Below are 21243 nucleotides of genomic sequence, written 5' to 3'. Positions count from 1 at the left end.
TCAATTAACGTCTGCCCTGACCATAGCCTTTGATCTGATGCAGGAATTTGCCCAAAGTACACATGGTTGCCCGTAGTGAGTCTTTGTAAGGAATTTCAGGTTTCGACACCGAGCTGAGAAGCTGAAAATGCTCACTGCCACCGAGTACGCCCTGCGCCAAAATCTTGCAAATAATCTGGCTCGGCGTAACACCAAAACCGCAGTAACCTTGCACATAAAACACATTTTTCTGTTCGGTCAATGTGCCAATTTGTGGAAACAAATTCTTCGTAGAAGCCATTGGTCCACCCCATGCCAGATCAATTTTGACATCTGCCAAATACGGAAAGATCTTCAGCATCAGTTCACGATTCCACGCTTTTAAATCCTGTGGAATATAGTCAAACAGAGGTGTTGCCGCACCAAACAGCAAACGGTTTTCAGGGGTGACACGGTAGTAGTCAATTACAGGGCGAATATCGCTGTAAGCACCACGCATAGGACTAATCTGTTGAATCAGTTCGTCACTGAGCGGTTCAGTCATGAGCTGAAAGGCATAGGTGTTAATGGTGGTTTTATGCAGCGTTGGTTCAAGCTTGTTGAGAAAGCTGTCACATGCCCAAACCATTTTGTCCGCAGTTACCGAACCTTTTGCAGTACGCACTTTGATTTTTTTGCCGTACTCAATCTCGATGGCTGGGGTATGTTCAAAGATTTTCACACCATAAATTTCAGAGCAGGCTTTGGCTTCACCCAGCAACAGATTCAATGAATGAACCTGCCCACCGCCCATGTGTACTAAAGCACTTTGGTAAGCCGTTGAACCGACTACCTTTTTCACCTCAGCGCCTTCAACATAGTAAATGTCATCTTGGCTATTGGTGGCTTTAAACTGTTTTTCCCACGCTTTTAAAGTTTTGGACTGGCGTTGGTTAAAGCCCAAATAGGCATAACCATTGACAAAATCCGCATCGATTTTATATTTAGCTATACGTTCACGCATGATCTGAGGGCCAAGCTCACTCAGTTCAAAAATGGTGTTTAAACCCTCTTCCCCGACTTCATGTTTAATGTTGTCCAAGTCATGCCCAATACCTGCCATGACCTGCCCACCATTTCGCCCTGAACCACCAAATCCCAGATAGCGTGCTTCAAGCACCACAATATTTTTAACGCCATGTTCCGCAAGTTCGAGTGCGGTATGAATCCCTGAAAATCCACCACCAATAATCACCACATCCGCCTGAAGGTCAGCTTCAAGTTGCGGAAAGTTCAAATGATATTTTTTGGTCGAGGTGTAATAGGTTGCTGTTTCATCTGGATGCATAACCACTCCTTCTTTCTCTGCGGTATTCGCTCAGATCATTTATATTAGTTAATATATTAAATATATTTATAAACTACAATAATTAATTTATTAAGTAGATCTATATTTTCTACAAATTTATTAGACAGAAAAAGAAATAATATTTTAACAACCTTATTAAAAATAGAGACTTAAAATACAAATATGCATATGCTTGTTCGCTTTATTTGATAAATCACAACTCACCCGATCCCTAAAAATCATCCTTAAGGGTGATTTTTTTATATAAAAAAATCGTTATTTTCAATTTTCAGAGATTGAAATTTATTCAATAAAAGGAATGTTGATATGAAGTATTTGGGTTCATCTTTCATTTTGTTTTCATTTATGGGGCTTACAACACAACAGACTTTGGCAGCAGATGATTGGTTTTCATCAGATGCGTTTACGGTCACAGGGAATGTCACGCTAGCCACTGACTACCGTTTCCGCGGTTTGTCACAAACCAGCAATAACCCAAGTGTTCAAGGCGGTTTAACGCTGGCACACAAGTCAGGTTTTTATGTCAATCTATGGGCATCCAATGTTGACCTTGGTTTAGATGGCAACAGCATTGAAGCGGATTATTTCCTCGGCTACCAATGGAAAATTGACGAGAAGTCGACCCTCGATTTTCAATATATTGATGTGAACTATCCAGGCGCGATCAAAGATTATCATCCTGATTTTAGTGAATTTGCAGCGATTTATAGCCGCAGTGGTAATATCAAAGAAGGCGATAACATAACTTTGAGCGGTTATTACTCACCTGAATATGCTATGAAGTCTGGCAATGAAATGTATTTAAATGCCGCTTTTAGTTACCCGATTTACAAGTCGATTAATTTAATAGGCGCTGTCGGATATACCAAACTTGATAGCGTAGAAAAATTTCAGCAAGCCTATGGTTATGGCGACAAAGACCACTACATGGACTACAGAGTTGGCTTTAAAACCAATATCAAAGGCGTCGATACCGAATTGTCTTGGATTGATACTGATGTGAAGAATGGGCCAAAAACCACCGATGGTGCGGTCTATTTCAGTATCGGAAAATCTTTCTAAGACTAAACTTCCCCCTTTCTTTTCTAGGTGCAATGCCTAGAAAAGAAAGTTCTTGCTCTCTTGCACCATCTCTAAAAGCCATTTGTGAGACCTCCCCTATACCCTGCTCAAAATAAATCCAAAATAATTCTAGACACACCCCATTATAGTTAATATATTAAATATATAGTTAGCATATTAACTATATTCGAAGAATAATTTATGGATAAAATTACATGGATATTACAAATACCGCTCAGCGGACGACCGCAAGTGAAAGACGAGTTGCACTTGCTACAGTGATCGGAACCACCATTGAATGGTATGACTTTTTTATCTACGCCAGCGCTGCCGCACTCATTTTCAAAAATCTGTTTTTTGCCCCTGCGGGAAATAGCCTTGGCACACTGCTTGTATTTGCGACAGTCGGTATCAGTTTTCTGTTTCGCCCACTCGGTGCATTTTTGGCAGGTCATTATGGTGATAAATTTGGGCGACGTGCAGTTTTGGTCATTACGCTGATTTGTATGGGTTTATCCACCGCACTGATTGGGGTCTTGCCCACCTATGCACAGATTGGGATTGCAGCACCGATTGGCTTACTGGTTTTACGAATTATTCAAGGACTTTCTGCGGGCGGTGAATGGGGCGGCGCGGTATTGATGGCAGTTGAACATGCACCAAGTCACCAACGTGGACGTTTTGGTGCATTTCCACAAATTGGTGTTCCGCTTGGCTTGCTGCTGGCATCAGGCATGTTGGCACTGATGAGTGGTGTCGTTGCACCAGGTGAAGCTTTTATGGAATGGGGTTGGCGAATTCCATTTTTATTTAGTATTGTCCTTCTGTTTGTCGGTCACTGGATTCGTCGTTCAGTCGAAGAAAGCCCTGTTTTTGAAGAAATTAAACAACGTAAAAGCAACTCCAAAACGCCGATCAAAGATCTATTTAAACACCATGCTTTACTTGTAATTACTGCTGCACTGGTGTTTGCAGGCAATAGCGCGATTGGCTACATGACCACAGGCGGATTCATTCAAAACTACACCACCAACCCTGAAGGTTCGATTCATTTACCGCGTACTGCGATTTTAATGAGTGTGACTTTGGCATCGGCATGCTGGTTAGTGTTTACATGGATTTCAGGTTCTCTCTCTGACAAAATCGGACGTCGCAATACCTATATCTTGGGCTGGATTATTCAACTGGTTGGGGTATTGGCACTGTTTCCTTTAGTAAATATTGGTAGCATCTGGTCTGTTACGCTAGCCCTGTGTCTGCTTTCCATCGGAATTGGTATGACCTATGGTGCGCAGTCGGCATTTTACTCGGAGTTATTCCCTGCCTCAGTTCGTTTTTCAGGCGTGTCGATTGCCTATGCTTTAGGGGCGATTATGGGCGGTGCATTTTCACCCATGATTGCCTCTTGGCTCATTGGTGTGACCCATTCAACGCACTCAGTCAGTATTTATCTGGTATTCATGACTTTAATCGGTTTAGTTGCGACCTTGGCACTACGTGACCGCACAGGAATTCCGCTTGGGCCAGATCATGAAGAACAACAAAAACAACGCCCATTCTCTTGGCAAAAATAAAACCACACTCAAGACAAGTCTTAGCAGAATGAGGCTTACCTAATCTCTTCTCTAAACCTCAAAAATGAACGACACAAGGGGCAATGTCACAGCATTGCACCTACAAGGAATGTTTATGCAAAAAATCAATAAAAAGAACAGTGTTTTTATATTTTCAGCACTTAGCCTTGCGATTGCTATGCAACATAGCGCATGGGCAGATGATGATAATGATCATTTTAAAGTGATATTAAAAAATGCCTATATTGACCGTAACTACGACAGCAATACCGTGAAAGATACAGGCAGTTGGTCACAAGGGGCATCGTTATTTTATGATTCGCATTATCATGCCACACCCATCGATCAGCTTCAGATCGGGGTCGAAGCCACTGCCCAATATGCGGTGCGTCTAAGTCAAGACAAACACGTTGCCGATACTGTTTTACCTTTTGACAGCAGCACTCAAAAGCAAGCCGCTGATTATTTAAAATACGGTGGCACACTCAAACTCAAATACCAAAACACTGAAGTCAAAATGGGGGAACTCTGGCTGGACTTACCTGTGACGACGGTTGACCGCAGTCGCCAGTTATTGACCTCTTATTGGGGTGCAAATCTGCATTCGCAAATCAACGATGACCTGAGTGTTGAAGTTGGTCGCGTCACCAGAGTGTCTCCGCGCAATCAGGAAGGTTTCCATCATTTTGCCTACACCACAGGTGGTACAACCTATGATTCTGATGGTCTGAATTATTTAGATGTTCGTTACCGTGTCAGCCCAAATCTGAAAGCTGAATATTACTATGGCAATTTAGAAAACCTGTTCAACAAGCACTATTTGGGGCTAGATCACGCGTGGAAATTGCCAACAACAACCGATTTAACGCTGAATAGCAAACTGAAATATTTTAATTCGAAAGATAACAACTCACATTTCAAAATCGACAGTCAAAACATTGGCTTACTGGAAACCTTAAAATATCAGAACCATGCGGTAAGTCTGGGATATCAGCAGATTATTGGCGATGCTTACCCGCTGCCAGATGGCTATTTGCCTGAAACCTATTTTATTAACTGGAACGTGACAGGCTTTTTTAAAGCTAAAGAAAAGTCATGGCACTTTGTCTATTGTTATGACTTTAAAGATTACGTTCCAGGACTCAGTATGGTGCTGAAACATGTCTACGGTTACGGCTTTGAAACCACCGATCATCGTAAAAATAATGAGCAAGAATCCAATGTAATTTTAAATTACAACTTTCAGCAAAAAGCCTTACAAGGTTTGTCGATTCAATATTTATATGCACCTTATCGGATTCATTATGGTACTGATTTTGATGAAAATCGTATTTTCCTGACCTATGTGAAGAAGTTCTAACGAACCCAGTCACCTCATATCCACCTCAAAAACCTTATTCATGAATGCCAGTCTGTGAATCAACTGACTGGCTTTTTCTTTTTGAACTTTAAATTAACCTGATATAAAAACCTCATCCCCCAGATCAGGAAATCTGTTTCGACCCAATCTCTTTAATAAGATTCTTTTATTATTCAAAAAGCGCATTAGAGACCATCAAATAAAGATTGAAAGCATTTTCTTTTTGGAATGAGGAACACTGTTCAGCATAGCGATGAAGATAGCTTGATGATAGATGATTTTTAAATAGACCTTAGATTAGCATTTGAAGTGCAACACCATGTTGTTGCCATAATACCTGACTCGGACTTTTAAAGCCGAGTCTTTTTCTTGGCCGACAATTCAAACGCTGAGTGATTTCTGAGATATATTCATCCGTATAGTCATTCAAATCACTGCCTTTTCTAATATATTGCCTGATTAAGCCATTTGTATTTTCATTTGTACCTCGCTGCCAAGCACTATAAGGATCAGCGAAATACCAATCTATACCTAACTCCTGAGCAGTATATTCATGCAGACTGAACTCTTTACCATTATCCGCGGTAATCGTCTTTAACTGATCCTTGATCGGCTCAAGCAGACTGATTGTGGCTTGGCAAATGTCTTCTGCCTTGCGTGTACTGCACTTCTTTAGCCAAAGATAACCCGTCTTTCGATCTACAATTGAGACCAGTGATTGTTGGTGTTTCTTGCCAACAATTGTATCTATTTCTAGATCACCAAAGCGAGTCCGATGTTCTATTTCAATCGGTCTGTCATGAATACTTTTACGATGACTCAACTGACCACGGGTTTCAGGAGAGCCGTATTTCCTCTTTCTTTGATTGATGAAACGTAAATGATGAAAGAGTGTTCCACCTTGGTTCTTATTCTGTCGTATGAAGCGGTAAATTGAATGCAGACTGACTGGAACATGAGAAGCAATCTGTTCAGGGCTCCACTGGACATTAAGATAAGAGATAACTTCTGTCCAAATATCAAAAGGGATTCTTTGGGGATTGGAGCAATGCCGCTTTAAAGCCAATTTATGGGCATGTTGAGCAAAATAGCCATTTCTGGCTCGATTACGTTTGATTTCTCTAGAAATTGTGGAGGGTGAGCGATTTAATCTCCAAGCAATATAGCGCTTAGAAAAACCTTCGCGTAACAATGTATAAATCTGATATCTTTCTTCTTGGGTAAGATGAGTATAGTTCATGATGCAACTTTGACTTTGGTCGGTCGGAAGCAAAATGCTAGCTCATCTTGCTTCTTTCCAATAAGTTAATCTATGTTGCACTTCATTTGAGAATCTAAGGACTTATAAAAATAGTCATTGCTGAATAGAATTTTTAAAATGCTTGTTTTAAGTTGCTATTCATAAAGAAAAATCGTATTTCTTTTTAACTTAATCCGATCATCTCCTTCTTAATTTCCCACAAAAATACAGTGATTTTTCGCAACTAAATTCGCCTATTGAGTTGATTATTTTAAGCAAAAAAAAGACCCATCCAAAGACGGGTCTGCACAAAATTCAATTTAAATATTTTTAACCATATTGTTAATGTTGGCATATAAGCTTGGTTTCTTCCTTTTCAGAAATGAACCTGCCAATAAACCAAAGAGAATGCATCCCGCTAAAATCAACGGTAAGCTATACACCACAGGGCTGTTTGAACCACTCAGAATGTCGAGATTTTTTATGACCAAACACAACACCACAAACATACCAATCGCAGAAATTAAAGGTGCAAGCAAACGGCTCCACAGCGATACAGGCAAGCCTTTATTTTTCATGAAGTAGAAAATCACCGCCAAAGATACGCCAAACTGTAAAGCGAGAATTGCCATACTGCCAAATGCTGAAGCCCAAGAGAAAATATCAATCATCGGGTCAAGTTTCATGATAGTAAAGACAATTACCGCTGCAATCATCAATACACCTTGCACAATACTGGCAATATATGGCGTTTGATGTTTTGGATGAGTTTGTCCCATTTTTGCCCAAAGCAGACCATCACGACTAATGGTATACATGTAGCGAGAAAGCGAGTTATGGAAAGCTTGAGTGGCTGCAAACAAACTGGTGACCAGCAATACAGACATCAACTCAACTGCCCAGTGCCCCAAAATCTTTTCAGTCACGTTATAGATATACATGCCCGGATCTTTGCTCGCAATCGCTGCAACTTGATCAACCCCACTGTATAAAACAAATGACCAAGCCGTGAGTACAAAGAAACCTGCGATCAAAATCACCGCAATAAAAGTTGCACGTGACACCACTTTCTGCGGATTTACACACTCTTCCGAATAAATTGCCGCCGCTTCAAAACCAATAAAGGAACAGATGGCAAAAACCATTGAAATCCCAAAATGATCATTAAAAATATTACTCGGATTAAACGATGCAAAATTAATATTGAGTGCTTGAATATGTGAATAATCAATTTTAGTCGGCTGATTAAAAATCGCAAAGTCAGCGACTAAAATAATCCCGACTTCCAAAATCATCAGTAAACCCAAAACCTTACCACCAATTTCAACTTTAGCAATCCCAAGTAAAATCACTACGACTTGCATGGCTATCGCATACAACCACCACGGCAAGTCAATATTCAAGTTGGTTTGTACAAGATGCTCTGTAAAAAAGCCAAACATAGCAGTGACCGATAATTGCATCGCTGCATAAGCCCAAATTGCGGTACTTAAACCTGCAATACCAGAACCCACACCTAAGCCTTGCACAATATAAGTATAAAACGCGCCCGCATTGACCACATAGCGGCTCATTGCCACAAAGCCAAAACTAAAAATAATCAGCAATGCTGCTGCCACCACAAATGACCCAGGTACGCCCGCGCCATTCCCCAACATAAAGTTTAGTGGCAATGCACCTACGACACCTGTTAAAGGTGATGCTGCTGCAACCACAAAAAATACGACAGTCCACAGACCCAAGCTCCCTTTACGGAGATGATTACTACTGGTCATTCCCTGTCCTCCTTGATCAGATATTCACAACAGTTCATAAGATGAGATCTAAGCAAGTGTCTTGTGTTGTGCACATGGTCACTATTTTAAAAAATAAAATGAGCATTAGATCACCAATTAAAGTTAATATATTAATTAACATTTAGACTGTCTATCACAAACTCCGTTTCAGGCTTAAAATCATCCTCGAGGATGAGTTATTAAAATAAGCAAAAATAAAATGAATATATTAATTAATAAAAAATAATCACTTATGAAAAGTACAAGTTAAACAATGGAAAGTGCATTAAAAAAATCCTTTTTATACCGCATCTTAATAGACATCGGAGAGATCACATGATTGACAGACAACAGTAGTTTAAGGATTAGCTATTATGGAAAATACCATTGCTCAACCAACAGCAACCCGAGCAAACTCATCTTTGGCAGAACGTATTCCTGCAACCTTTGTTCGCCATAACACCTATTATGCAGATTCGGTGGTGGGTGCAGATATTTTGGAACAGGTCAAAGCTTTGTTACCGCAAATTGCTAAAAATGCAGAACATGCCGAAGCTTTACGCCAAGTTCCCGATGAAAATATTGAACTGTTAAAAGGGATTGGTCTACACAAAGCGTTTCAGCCGAAAGCCTATGGCGGTCTAGAAATTAGCCTGCCTGACTTTGCCAACTGTATCGTCGCCATTGCAGGTGCATGTGCAGGAACGGCTTGGGCATTTAGCTTGCTGTGTACGCATAGCCATCAAATTGCCATGTTCTCAAAACAACTTCAGGATGAAATCTGGCTCAGCAACCCTGATGCAACAGCAAGTAGCTCCATTGCGCCTTTTGGTAAAGTGCAAGAAGTTGAAGGCGGAATCATTTTAAATGGTGAATATGGCTGGAGTTCTGGCTGTGACCATGCCGAATATGCAATTGTCGGGTTTAACCGTTTCGATGCTGAAGGCAACAAAATCTATAGTTTTGGTGTCATTCCTCGTAAAGACTATGTGATTCATGACAACTGGTTTGCACAAGCCATTAAAAGCAGTGGTTCAAAACAGCTCGTGCTGAAAGACGTATTCATTCCTGAATACCGCATTGAAAAAGCCAAAGCCATGATGGAAGGTCGCTCTTCAGGTTTTGGTTTGTACCCTGACAGCAAAATTTTCTATACCCCTTACCGCCCATATTTTGCCAGTGGTTTTGCAGCAGTGAGCCTCGGCATTGCAGAGCGCATGTTGGAAGCTTTCAAAGACAAACAAAAAAGCCGTGTGCGTGCTTACACAGGTGCAAATGTTGCCAATGCTACCCCTGCATTCATGCGTTTAGCTGAATCAACCCATCAGGTTGCCGCAGCGCGTGCCTTACTGGAAAAAACATGGCAAGACCATAAAGTGCATGGTGAAAACAAGCTGTACCCAAATGCCGATACTTTAGCGTTTTGGCGTACCAACCAAGCGTATGCAGTGAAAATGTGTATTGAAGCGGTTGACCGTTTGTTTGCAGCGGCAGGCGCAACCAGCTGGCTCGATCAAAGTGAATTACAACGTCTGTTCCGTGATTCACACATGACAGGTGCACATGCCTATACAGACTACGATGTTTGTGCACAAATTTTAGGACGTCAGCTCATGGGCTTAGACCCAGACCCGAGCATGGTTTAATCAAGATAAGGATGTCATGATGAATTCTCAAATCAATGTAACCGTTGACCCGCTACAGTTTCGCCGCGCTTTGGGTAATTTTGCCACAGGCGTGACCATTGTCACTGCACAAAATGCCGCTGGTGAAAAAGTCGGTGTAACTGCCAACAGCTTTAACTCGGTGTCTTTAGACCCTGCGCTGATTTTATGGAGTATCGACAAAAAATCATCCAGCTTTCAGGTATTTGAAGAAGCAACGCACTTTACCGTAAATATTTTGTCGGCTGCGCAAATTGATTTATCCAACAAGTTTGCACGTCGTAATACTGACAAGTTTACAGGTACAGAATATGAACTCGGCATGGGCAATGCACCTGTACTCAAAAACTGTTCAGCGAATTTTGAATGTGAAAAATATCAGATCGTTGAAGGTGGTGATCACTGGATTCTGATTGGTAAAGTGGTGCGTTTCACCGATGCAGGTCGTTACCCGTTGGTGTACCATCAGGGAGCCTATTCAGCAGTATTGCCACATCCAAGTTTGCACCTGAAAAACAAGCAGGAACATACGCAGTCTGCACAGGATATTTACCCAGGTCGTTTATACCAAAATATGTACTACTTGCTAACTCAAGCAGTACGTGCTTACCAAAACGATTATCAGCCAAAACAACTGGCTTCAGGTTTCCGTACCAGCGAAGCGCGTTTGCTGTTGGTTTTAGAAAGCAAAATGGCGGAGTCTAAAGAAGACTTAGTCCGTGAAGTGGCGATGCCAATGCTTGAAATTGAGCGTGCGACGCAAATTCTGGCTGAAAAAGGCTTGCTGACCGATCAAGGCAATCACTATGAATTGACTCAGGCAGGTATCGACACCGCGCATACGCTGTATGAAATTGCTGAAAATCATCAGAAAGACGTTTTTGCCAAATACAGCGATGAACAGCGTGACTTGTTCAAGCAAATGCTCAAAGATCTGATCGGCATTTAATTTAAGATACATAAAAAAAGCCGTTGGTTGAATCCAATGGCTTTTTTATTTCAGTCTTATTTTTTTAAATAGACTTCTGGATTAATCAGCAATATTTTCTTTCAGTTCAGAAAGTTCTTTCAGCAATTGCATTAAATTCTGCATTTTTTCCTCACCATATTCTTTTTGAATTCGCTGATAAGTTTCTTCCATTTTCACCACTTGGTACTCAAAACATTTCTTGCCCGCTTCAGTCAAACTAATCAAGTAAATGCGCTGATCCTCAGTACTTTTATTTTTACTGATCAGCTTCATTTCCAGCATACGGTTTAAAATACCCGTCAGGCTCGGCTTTAAAATACACGCCAAATCAGCCAACTGATTACTTTCCAAAGCATCGTATTGTGACAAAATGCGAATAATGCGCCACTGCTGTTCAGTCAAGCCGATTTCGTTGAGGGCTGGTCGAAAAAAGCTCATTGTGGTTTCGCGGGCTTGCAGCAAGGCTAGCGTCAATGAAGGGCGAATTTTGCTCATTAATAATCAAAGTATAATACTGGGATTTTTTTATTCTCCTTGAAATACATCAGAAAATCAAACGACTTTTACGAAATCATTAATCTATTTATTTTTCATAATGAATAGAGAAACACAATAATGTTAATATATTAATTAAATTATTTTCCGATATATTCTCATGCTCTTTCGTAGTCTGATTTTCCCAAATTTTAGAAATTATTTTATTGGGCATACCCTCTCAACACTCGGCACATGGATTCAGCAAGTGGCGTTGGCGTGGCTCGTCTATCAACTCACCCATTCCCCAGCTTTACTGGGGCTAAGCAGTTTTTTAGCACTATTTCCGCAGCTTGTGGTCAGCCCTTTGGTCGGTGCAGTGATTGACACGCTAAATAAACGGATTGCCCTGATAGTGGTACAAGCCTTGTTTCTAATACAGGCGCTCTTATTGGCTTATTTAACCTATTTTAATTTACTCAGTACCAGCAGCATTATTGCACTGGCATTATTCTTAGGACTTTTAACTGCGATTGATACCCCATTACGCCAGTCGTTTATTAGTGAACTGATTCAAGATCGGCAATATATTGGCAATGCACTGGCGCTGAACGCCATGATTTTTAATTCCTGCCGTTTTATTGGGCCACCAATTGCAGGGCTATTATTGGCAGTCTCCAATCCGTTCACCTGCTTTGTTTTCAATGCGGTGTCCTATTTATTTCTCATGCTAGCACTGCTGCTGATGCGTAACATTCAAGCCACCCAAGCTACAGGAAAACTGCGACAGGTATTTCAAGAAGGTTATGGTTTTATTTTTAAAAACCAAGACTATAAACGTATGATGATTGGGATTGCTTGCCTAAACTTTACCGCTTCTAGTTATGTGGCGCTGTTACCGATTTTGGCAAAAGATTATTTACACGGTGATGCCAAAATTTTGGGTTATTTATGGGGCATGGCAGGCGTTGGCTCGCTACTATCTTCACTACTTTTGGCAGGTAGTCAAAATGATGAGCGTATTCACCAACGAATTTTTTATAGCAAATGTCTGTGTGGATTGGGACTGATCTTTTTGTCTACACTGAATCTATTTTCAGGTTATCTACTGGCATTATTTTTATTGGGCTTTGGCATTTCCACTGCCAATGTCTCGACCAATATTCTCATTCAGAAAAATACCCCTGCCGAATTACGCGGGCGTTCAGTGTCGATTTATACCGCCATCCGTTTTGGTTTCGATGCCTTGGGTGGACTAATTGCGGGGGCGATTGCCAGTCTCTATTCTGCCAAATGGGCACTGTTCTTTTTCACGGTGCTGCTGTGTTTGTATTTACTGCACCAGTTGCCCCAGCATATTTCAGGCAAAATAAAAGGTCAGACAAGCTGACCTTTTATTCAAACCTTGATGACGATTTAAATACCGCCCATACACATGTATTTCAGTTCAAGGTAATCTTCGATACCGTATTTTGAACCTTCACGACCACAGCCCGATTCCTTGATGCCACCAAATGGTGCAACTTCAGTTGAAATCAAGCCTTCATTAATACCGACCATGCCGTATTCCAAAGCCTCACCCACACGCCAAGCACGACTTAACGATTGCGTATAAATATATGATGCCAAGCCAAACTCGGTATCATTTGCCATCGCAATCGCCTGTTGCTCAGTTTCAAATTTGAAGACTGGCGCAAGTGGGCCAAAAGTTTCATCTTTAGCAACCAACATTTCAGGTGTCACATCAGACAATACCGTTGGTTCAAAGAAGCTATGACCCAGCGCATGTTTTTGTCCACCGACAACCACTTTTGCCCCTTTGGCAATTGCGTCTTGAATGTGTTCTTCAACCTTTTCAACCGCTTTTGCGTTGATCAATGGTCCTTGCTGTGCGCCCTGTTCAAAAGCAGGTGCAACTTTCAATTGAGCAACCGCAGCCGCCAGTTTTTCCACGAAAGTATCATAGACTGCGCTTTGTACCAGTACACGGTTGGTACACACACAGGTTTGACCACTGTTACGGAATTTAGAGGCCAAAGCACCTTCCACCGCCTGATCGAGATCTGCATCATCAAACACGATAAATGGTGCATTGCCGCCCAGTTCCATGCTGATTTTTTTCATGGTAGCGGCACTTTGCTGCATCAACAATTTACCGATTTCTGTTGAGCCTGTGAATGACACTTTGCGAACCGCAGGATGCTCAGTCAACACCGCACCAATGTCGCGGGCACTACCTGTAATGACATTCACCACGCCTTTCGGGAAACCTGCCTGTTCTGCCAAAGCCACCAATGCCAATGCAGACAATGGGGTTTCCGATGCAGGTTTAATCACGATGGTACAACCTGCCGCCAAAGCAGGCCCTGCTTTACGCGTGATCATGGCATTTGGGAAATTCCACGGGGTAATTGCTGCGACCACACCTACGGGCTGCTTGATCACCACCAAACGACGACCTTGCTTGTCATGCGGAATGACATCACCATAAGTACGTTTGGCTTCTTCAGCAAACCATTCAATAAAGCTCGCACCATAGAGAATTTCCCCACGGCTTTCTGCCAGTGGTTTACCTTGCTCTAAACTCAAAATGGTTGCTAAGTCTTCTTGATTATCTAAAATCAGTTGATACCATTTACGCAATAACGCTGAGCGCTCTTTGGCAGTGGTCAGTTTCCACGTTTCAAATGCCGTTTGTGCAGCATCGACCGCCTGTTTGACTTGCTCACGTGACACAGAAGCCACTTCGCCAAGGACTTCACCTGTTGCAGGATTGGTCACTGCAAAGCTTTTTTCACCTGCAACCCAAGCGCCATCAATAAACGCATGTTGTTGCAATAAACTGGAATTATTCAGTTGCATCTATAGCACTCCTCAATAGACGCTAGATTGTGTGTTCGTGGTGATCTCCACGTCTTTATATTTTGCCAATAGCTGTTTCATCGACTTCATCAGCAATGAGGTATCGACCCCAACAGCAACAAACTCGGTGCCAAGTTCCAAGTAGTGTTTTGCCAGTTTTTCATCGGCGGATAAAATCCCTGCGGCTTTACCTGCGGCACGAATTTTCTGAATACTGTCGACAATGGCTTTTTGAACATCAGGATGATTGGGATTGCCCAAGTGACCCAGTGCTGCTGACAAGTCCGCAGGACCAATGAAAACACCATCGACCCCTTCAACTTGTAAAATCTCGTCTAGATTTTGCAAACCACGTTGAGATTCAATTTGCACCAACACACAAATTTGTGCATCGGCTGTTTGCAAATAATCACTGATATTGTTCCAGCGAGATGCACGCGCCAAAGCTGCACCGACACCACGAATCCCTTCAGGTGGATAACGTGTTGCTTTCACCATGAGTGCTGCCTGTTCCGCAGTTTCCACCATTGGAATCAGCAGGGTTTGTGCACCAATATCCAATAACTGTTTGATCAGATGCACATCCCCCGTTACAGGACGTACCACGGCTTGACTCTGATAAGCCGCCACACTTTGCAATTGCCCTAAAATACTACGAACATCATTGGGCGCATGTTCACCATCGATCAGCAGCCAGTCATAACCTGCATTGGCAGCGATTTCAGCGCAGTAACTGTCCGCCAGACCGACCCACATCCCGATTTGCTGTTCGGTTTTTAACTTTTGTTTAAAGTGATTGACTGTATTGACCACGTACTTTCTCCCTTAAACAAAACGGAATGCAATTGAGCCCAATTGATCATAGTCAATATGGAAGGTATCGCCTGCACGTGCTGCTACAGGACGGGTAAATGAACCGCCTAAAATAATTTGTCCTGGCTCTAAGGTTACACCGTAAGGATGCAATTTGTTGGCAAGCCATGCCACCCCTTTGGCAGGATGGTTCAAGACCGCCGCAGCCACACCTGATTCTTCAATCACGCCATTGCGATAGAGCACCGCAGAAATACGACGCAAATCCAAATCCGTCGCTTTGATTGGACGACCACCGAGTACAATGCCTGCATTGGCAGCATTGTCAGAAATGGTGTCAAACACTTTACGGGTAATTTGAGTTTCAGGGTCAACGTTGTGCAAACGTGCATCAATAATTTCAATCGCAGGAATCACATAACGTGTGGCATCGAGCACATCAAAAATGGTGCAGTTTGGACCTGACAATGGCTTATCTAAAATAAATGCCAACTCAACTTCGACACGCGGCACGATAAAACGTGACATTGGAATATCCGAACCTTCTTCAAACACCATGTCATCGAGCAGTGCACCATAATCAGGTTCAGTAATATTGGAAGAGACCTGCATGGCACGTGAAGTCAGACCAATCTTGTGTCCAACCAGCTTACGCCCTTCCGCGATTTTATGTTTCACCCATGCTTTTTGGATTTCGTAGGCATCTTCAATGGTAATTTCAGGATATTGCAAAGAAAACTGGCGCATCTGCTGCCCTGTTTTTTCAGCCTGATCGAGTTGTAATGCCAACTCTTGTACTTTTGCTTGATCTAACATGTGACTTCCCTGCATTAAGCCTGATTTTTTAAAAACTGGTGAATATTGTTGGATTTGAAATTCAGCATAGGATCGAGTTCGGTCATTTCAAAGGAAATTGCCAACAGGCGCTCAGCTTTGAGTGGCTGAAAGAATTGCTCAATCAAGGCAAATAATTCGCTCGCCACCTTTTGCCGTGTTTCCAGATCCCGCCCCGAACCAACCTTGAGGGTCATATGCACAAAGGCATAATCATGCTTGCCATCTGCCACACGATATTGATCTAAACGGATGGCACGGCTACGAATTCCACCTAAGGGAAACACGCCCGTATTGCCCAAAAAATCATTCACTTGCTGAAACAGGTCTTGAAATTCGACTGAGTCCTGCAAGTTGGCACTGTATTCTGCAATAAAGTGTGGCATGCGCTGCTCCTTATTCTGCGGCTGGCATCAGTGGGAAAATCGCATTGATTTGCCCTGTGCCTGAACTTGGGAATGCTGGGGTAATAATCTCAACAGGTTGGTTATAGCTGTCCCAGCCCATTGCACCGAGTAACATGGCTGTGTCATGCATACCACCTTCACCAAAGCAGTATTCGGCATATTCAGGCAACATGGCGCAGAACTCTGCCCACTCGGCGTTTTCCCACATGTTCACCACATGTTTGTCCACTTGGCGATCCCATTCGCGGGTATAAGAGTCCATACCGCGATGTGCTTCCCAGTCCCAAATGAAACGATGTGACAATGAACCACTGGCAAAAATCGCAACATTGCCCTCGTAACGCTCAATCGCTTTCATCAAGCCTTCACCGAGCTTGCGGCTGTCTTGCAATGAATGCGAAGTACAAAATGCCGAGACCGACACCACTTTAAAGCGGCGGTCTTGGTTCATATAACGCATTGGCACCAAAGTCCCGTATTCAAGCTCAAGACTTTTAATGTTATGGGCTTGGATACGCACACCAGTTTTGGCAATTTCTTCTTGCATCAACTGCCCTAAAACTGGGTTGCCATCGTATGCAAATGGCATGTCTTTGATGAAGTGTGGCAATTCATTACTGGTATACACGCCTTCGAAATGTTCACCACAGTTAATGTGAAATGCACTATTCACCAGCCAGTGACTGTCAAACACCACAATGGTGTCAACATCGAGTTCACGGCAGCGTTTACCGATTTCGATATGCCCATCAATGGCTGCCTGACGGCAACCTTGATGAGGTCCTTCAAGTTCAGACAAATACATCGATGGTACGTGTGTAATTTTTGCTGCAAGAACCAACTTACCCATATGATTTCTTCCCTAAATTTTATTTTGGCTTACACGCCCCAACGTGGAATGTGATGTGAACCCATTGAAATACAAACGTTCTTAACTTCAGTAAACACTTCAAAGCTGTACTCGCCGCCTTCACGACCTGTACCCGATGCTTTTACTCCGCCAAATGGCTGACGTAAGTCACGCACGTTCTGACTGTTAATAAACACCATGCCTGACTCAATGCCTGCGGCAATACGATGTGCTTTACCGATGTCTTGTGTCCAAATATACGATGCCAAGCCATATTCCACATCATTCGCAAGGATTAAAGCTTCGGCTTCATCTTTAAATTTCAACAGACACACCACTGGGCCAAAGATTTCTTCTTGGGCAATACGCATACGGTTGTCGACATCAGCAAATACGGTTGGCTGAATGAACTGACCATTTTTCAGATGTTCTGGAAGATTGGCTGGACGCTCCAAACCACCTGCCACCAAGTTTGCACCTTCTTCAATGCCGATCTTGATGTAACCCGTCACCTTGTTATAGTGCGCTTGGGTGATCATTGAACCGACTTGGGTATTTGGATCTTGTGGATCGCCAACGATCAAATTTTTGGCACGACGTGCAAACTCTTTGACGAATTCGTCATAGACAGATTCTTGAATAAAAATACGGCTACCTGCAGTACAACGCTCGCCATTTAACGAGAAGATGGTAAATAGCGCTGCATCTAATGCACGGTCAAGGTTAGCATCTTCAAAGATAACAACAGGTGATTTACCGCCCAATTCCATTGAGTATTTTTTCAAGCCCGCATTTGCCATGATCTTGCGACCCGTCATCGTACCGCCTGTAAATGAAATGGCACGTACATCAGGGTGTTTCACCAAAGCATCGCCTGCATTTGCACCATAGCCCTGAACCACGTTAAACACGCCTTCAGGAATACCCGCTTCTAGCGCTAAACGACCGAGTTCATTGGCAGTCAGTGGCGACAACTCTGACATTTTTAGAACTGCGGTATTTCCGAGTGCCAAACATGGCGCTGTTTTCCATGTAGCCGTCATAAACGGTACGTTCCAAGGCGACACCAAACCACACACACCCACAGGTTGATGCAAGGTGTAGTTCAACATTTGGTCATCGACTGGGTAGGTATGCCCATTCATACGGGTACACACTTCAGCAAAGAAGTTGAAGTTATGCGACGCACGCGGAATCAACACATTTTTAGTTTGGTGAATCGGTAAACCTGTATCTAAGGTTTCCAGTTCAGCAATTTTTCCAACATTTTGGTCGATCAAATCACCCAAACGACGCATTAAACGTGCGCGTTCTTTCGCTGGAGTTTTTGCCCATTTCGGGAAGGCTTTTTTCGCAGCAGCGACAGCCAGCTCAATTTCTTTTTGTCCGCCACTTGCCACTTCACCAATGGCTTGGTTGGTTGCAGGGTTATAGTTGGTAAAGCTTTCGTCACTCGCAACTTCTTTACCATCAATCCAGTGCTTAATCATGGGTAAATCCTTTTCTTTTATACGGTCTTAAAAAAATCTGTTTCTGAAACAATGTAGTTTCTTAATTTGCCAATGCCTTCAATCTCAACCACCACTTCATCACCTGGTACTACATCGGATAAACCTTCAGGTGTCCCTGTGGCAATCATGTCACCTGGTTGTAAAGTCATGAATGAAGATAGATACTCGATCAAAAATGGCACATCAAAGATCATGTCTGCGGTAGTGCCTTCCTGACGTAACTCACCATTGACCCAAGTGCGTAAAGTCAGATTATTTGGCTCAGGAACATCGGCACGATCAACCATATAAGGGCCAACGGGCGTGGTCGCTAAACGGTTTTTCACGCGTAGATTTGGACGGTAATAATTTTCCAGATAGTCGCGAATCGCATAGTCATTGCACAGCGTATAACCTGCAACATACTCCAGCGCATCTTCACGTTTGACGTTTTTCGCAGGCTTGCCAATCACCGCCACCAACTCACACTCATAGTGCATATAGTTGACGTTGTCTGGACGCCACGTATTGTGGTTATGACCTGTGTAAGTATTGTTAGCTTTGACAAAAACCAAGGGTTCTTTTGGTGGTTCAAATGCTAGCTCACGCGCATGGTCAGCGTAGTTCAAACCGAGGGCAAACATGGTGCCTTCCGCAGGAGGTAGCCACTCTACATCCTGTTCTGCCAAAACACTGCCATCTGCCAAAATCACTTGATCTTGATCATTGACCTGAACCGTGAGCACTTGCCCCTGATAACGAATACGTGCGGTTTTCATGCTGCCACTTCCTCTGCTTGAATACGGTTGCTCACTGAACCCAGTTGATCGACTTCGATACGAACTTCATCGCCTGACTGCACTTCAACACGACCCAATGGTGTACCCGTCAAAATCACGTCACCTTCATGCAAAGTCATAAACTGAGAAATTTCTGAAATCAGTTGTGCAGGTGAACGTACCCAGTTGGCTGTTGACCCTGTTTGTTTTAATTCACCGTTGATAAATACGCGCAGTTCAAGCTGTTCAGGATGAGTCACTTCAGCTTTTGCCACCACATCACCCATCACACAAAAACCGTCTTGGCATTTGGCTTTGACGGCTGGGCGGTAATAGCTTTCTTCTGGCAAGCTGAGTTCATTCACCACAGCAAAACCTGCAATCGACTGCTCAGCTTGTGCGACATCGACACGTGTCGTAGTTTGTCCGATCACCACTGCAACACACGGCCCAGCCTGAACCACATCACCCTGACGTTTAAAAATAGTTTGACCTGAAACACTGCGGGTATTTGGCGTTTTGACAAACAACACCACATTTTTAGGTTCTGCAACATACGGTTTTTCTTGAAAACTTTGCTGCAAAGTTGCATATAGGCACTGATAATTTAGCGCCACGCCAAAAATATTTCCTTGGCTATTGATTTTCGCTAGACTGCTCATAGACACTCTCAATGATGTTTTTAGCTAGGGAACAGCTAGACATCATGCACATTAGTTAATATATTAACTTTATAGTTAATTTATTAACTAAAAGCAAGCCGTTTTTTCAGGCTGCTGAATAAAAAATGCATTTTTATGGACGAAGAAACCGATGAAAACTTTAAATATCCCCGATTTGCGAATCGGTGAGATTTATGACAAAAAATACATAGATGCAGAAATTCATTATGTATCAATCAATAAGATGGCATCTTTTTTTGGTGAGCATGTTGCAGTACATCGCCATGATGCATTCTTTCAACTGCATTTTATTACCAAGGGTAAAGTTCGGGTCTTTTTAGATGATGTTCAGTTTAACTGTACTGCCCCTGCTTTTTTTCTAACACCGCCCTCAGTACCGCACACCTTTATTACTGATCCTGACTGTGAAGGTCATGTACTCACCATTCAGCAAAGCCTGATTTGGCCGTTACTACAGGTACATTTAAAAATTCAGCATCTCAATCCAATCTGTATTCAACACAGTCAGTTACAACAGCCACAACATCAGTACAGCCTGATGCAAATTCAGGATTATTTAGACAAGATCAAACAGGAATTTGAATCGACACAAGAATTTCGTGACTTTGCCTTAAAGAATTTACTCAATCTGATCTTTATTCATATTGTGCAGCTTTCACATTCGAATCAGTTTTTTCAAAAAAATATCAGCAGTGATTTGCATGTCTTTCGCAAGTTTAATGAATTGATTGAGCAGCACTTTACCGAACACTGGTCACTCACGTATTACGCGGAAATTTTGGCTGTAACGGAAATGCGGCTAAATGAAATCTGCCGTCGGATTGCCAATACCTCATCCAAAAAAATTATTCATGATCGCTTAATGCAGGAAGCCAAACGCTTACTGATTTTTACCGATATCCCGATTAACCATATTTGTTATCAACTCGGGTTTAAAGACCCTGCCTATTTTAGTCGCTTCTTTCAGCGGCATGCGGGTGTGCGCCCTTCGGAACTGCGCCAGTCACATGAAGTCTAAAGATTTTTAGTGATTTTGGTCATGTTGAAAACAAAAAAATTGCCAGAAAGTCGGAACCTTC

General features: G+C 42.6%; 19 protein-coding genes. 7 read left to right on the top strand and 12 right to left on the bottom strand.

Features of this window, described 5'->3' with window-relative positions:
• Positions 1-4: 4 nt before the first annotated feature.
• Positions 5-1306: an NAD(P)/FAD-dependent oxidoreductase gene (locus tag LVY74_RS11105; RefSeq protein WP_237815108.1), complete on the bottom strand. Its 1302-nt coding sequence runs from the start codon at positions 1304-1306 to the stop codon at positions 5-7.
• Between the two features lie 366 nt (positions 1307-1672).
• On the opposite strand from LVY74_RS11105, the gene LVY74_RS11100 reads away from it, so the two are divergent.
• The 3 genes from LVY74_RS11100 (at position 1673) to LVY74_RS11090 (ending at position 5323) form a co-directional block, all read left to right on the top strand.
• Positions 1673-2389, top strand: coding sequence for a TorF family putative porin (locus tag LVY74_RS11100; RefSeq protein WP_237815107.1), 717 nt, complete (start codon positions 1673-1675; stop codon positions 2387-2389).
• A gap of 215 nt (positions 2390-2604) precedes the next feature.
• Positions 2605-3963: an MFS transporter gene (locus LVY74_RS11095; protein ID WP_237815106.1), complete on the top strand. Its 1359-nt coding sequence runs from the start codon at positions 2605-2607 to the stop codon at positions 3961-3963.
• Positions 3964-4141: 178 nt separating this feature from the next.
• A complete protein-coding gene (locus LVY74_RS11090) occupies positions 4142-5323 on the top strand; it encodes an OprD family outer membrane porin (RefSeq protein ID WP_237815227.1) in 1182 nt (393 codons plus the stop codon).
• 292 nt (positions 5324-5615) lie between these two features.
• Here the strand turns inward: LVY74_RS11090 and LVY74_RS11085 are convergent, their stop codons facing one another.
• Positions 5616-6563, bottom strand: a complete 948-nt coding sequence (locus tag LVY74_RS11085; RefSeq protein WP_237815105.1) for an IS30 family transposase — start codon at positions 6561-6563, stop codon at positions 5616-5618.
• 320 nt (positions 6564-6883) lie between these two features.
• A complete protein-coding gene (locus LVY74_RS11080) occupies positions 6884-8338 on the bottom strand; it encodes an APC family permease (protein ID WP_237815104.1) in 1455 nt (484 codons plus the stop codon).
• A 374-nt stretch (positions 8339-8712) separates the two neighbouring features.
• On the opposite strand from LVY74_RS11080, the gene LVY74_RS11075 reads away from it, so the two are divergent.
• Both LVY74_RS11075 and LVY74_RS11070 read left to right on the top strand, forming a co-directional pair.
• Positions 8713-9984: a p-hydroxyphenylacetate 3-hydroxylase oxygenase component gene (locus LVY74_RS11075; protein WP_237815103.1), complete on the top strand. Its 1272-nt coding sequence runs from the start codon at positions 8713-8715 to the stop codon at positions 9982-9984.
• Positions 9985-10000: 16 nt separating this feature from the next.
• Complete coding sequence (locus tag LVY74_RS11070; RefSeq protein WP_237815102.1) at positions 10001-10951, top strand: p-hydroxyphenylacetate 3-hydroxylase reductase component; 951 nt, start codon at positions 10001-10003, stop codon at positions 10949-10951.
• An 81-nt stretch (positions 10952-11032) separates the two neighbouring features.
• Here the strand turns inward: LVY74_RS11070 and hpaR are convergent, their stop codons facing one another.
• Positions 11033-11467, bottom strand: coding sequence for a homoprotocatechuate degradation operon regulator HpaR (gene hpaR / locus LVY74_RS11065; protein ID WP_237815101.1), 435 nt, complete (start codon positions 11465-11467; stop codon positions 11033-11035).
• A 160-nt stretch (positions 11468-11627) separates the two neighbouring features.
• On the opposite strand from hpaR, the gene LVY74_RS11060 reads away from it, so the two are divergent.
• Positions 11628-12836: an MFS transporter gene (locus LVY74_RS11060; protein ID WP_237815100.1), complete on the top strand. Its 1209-nt coding sequence runs from the start codon at positions 11628-11630 to the stop codon at positions 12834-12836.
• Positions 12837-12862: 26 nt separating this feature from the next.
• On the opposite strand, the gene LVY74_RS11055 is transcribed toward LVY74_RS11060, so the two are convergent.
• From LVY74_RS11055 to LVY74_RS11020, 8 genes are read right to left on the bottom strand one after another with little or no spacing between them, the layout of a single operon-like run.
• Positions 12863-14308, bottom strand: coding sequence for an NAD-dependent succinate-semialdehyde dehydrogenase (locus tag LVY74_RS11055; RefSeq protein WP_237815099.1), 1446 nt, complete (start codon positions 14306-14308; stop codon positions 12863-12865).
• Between the two features lie 12 nt (positions 14309-14320).
• A complete protein-coding gene (gene hpaI / locus LVY74_RS11050; protein ID WP_237815098.1) occupies positions 14321-15121 on the bottom strand; it encodes a 4-hydroxy-2-oxoheptanedioate aldolase in 801 nt (266 codons plus the stop codon).
• 12 nt (positions 15122-15133) lie between these two features.
• Entirely contained in the window at positions 15134-15937 is an 804-nt protein-coding gene (gene hpaH / locus LVY74_RS11045) for a 2-oxo-hept-4-ene-1,7-dioate hydratase (protein WP_111892423.1), read from the bottom strand.
• 14 nt (positions 15938-15951) lie between these two features.
• Positions 15952-16341 (bottom strand): 5-carboxymethyl-2-hydroxymuconate Delta-isomerase, encoded by a 390-nt coding sequence (locus tag LVY74_RS11040; RefSeq protein WP_237815097.1) that lies wholly within the window; start codon positions 16339-16341, stop codon positions 15952-15954.
• Between the two features lie 10 nt (positions 16342-16351).
• On the bottom strand, positions 16352-17212 hold the full coding sequence (hpaD, locus tag LVY74_RS11035; protein ID WP_237815096.1) for a 3,4-dihydroxyphenylacetate 2,3-dioxygenase: 861 nt from the start codon (positions 17210-17212) through the stop codon (positions 16352-16354).
• Between the two features lie 29 nt (positions 17213-17241).
• Entirely contained in the window at positions 17242-18702 is a 1461-nt protein-coding gene (hpaE, locus tag LVY74_RS11030; protein ID WP_237815095.1) for a 5-carboxymethyl-2-hydroxymuconate semialdehyde dehydrogenase, read from the bottom strand.
• Positions 18703-18719: 17 nt separating this feature from the next.
• The gene (locus LVY74_RS11025) at positions 18720-19481 is read right to left on the bottom strand and encodes a fumarylacetoacetate hydrolase family protein (RefSeq protein WP_237815094.1); all 762 of its coding nucleotides are present in this window, start codon (positions 19479-19481) and stop codon (positions 18720-18722) included.
• Positions 19478-20143, bottom strand: a complete 666-nt coding sequence (locus LVY74_RS11020; RefSeq protein WP_237815093.1) for a fumarylacetoacetate hydrolase family protein — start codon at positions 20141-20143, stop codon at positions 19478-19480. The genes LVY74_RS11025 and LVY74_RS11020 overlap by 4 nt, the downstream gene beginning before the upstream one ends.
• Positions 20144-20294: 151 nt before the next feature.
• On the opposite strand from LVY74_RS11020, the gene hpaA reads away from it, so the two are divergent.
• Positions 20295-21182 carry a 4-hydroxyphenylacetate catabolism regulatory protein HpaA gene (gene hpaA / locus LVY74_RS11015; protein ID WP_237815092.1) on the top strand — a complete coding sequence of 296 codons (888 nt, stop codon included), beginning with the start codon at positions 20295-20297 and terminating at the stop codon, positions 21180-21182.
• Positions 21183-21243: the final 61 nt, after the last annotated feature.

Origin of the sequence: Acinetobacter sp. ME22 (genome assembly GCF_022012315.1) — a bacterium.
Taxonomy (GTDB): domain Bacteria; phylum Pseudomonadota; class Gammaproteobacteria; order Pseudomonadales; family Moraxellaceae; genus Acinetobacter; species Acinetobacter brisouii_A.
The sequence above is the reverse complement of the archived record's forward strand: the minus strand, read 5'-3'. Positions and strand labels throughout refer to the sequence as shown.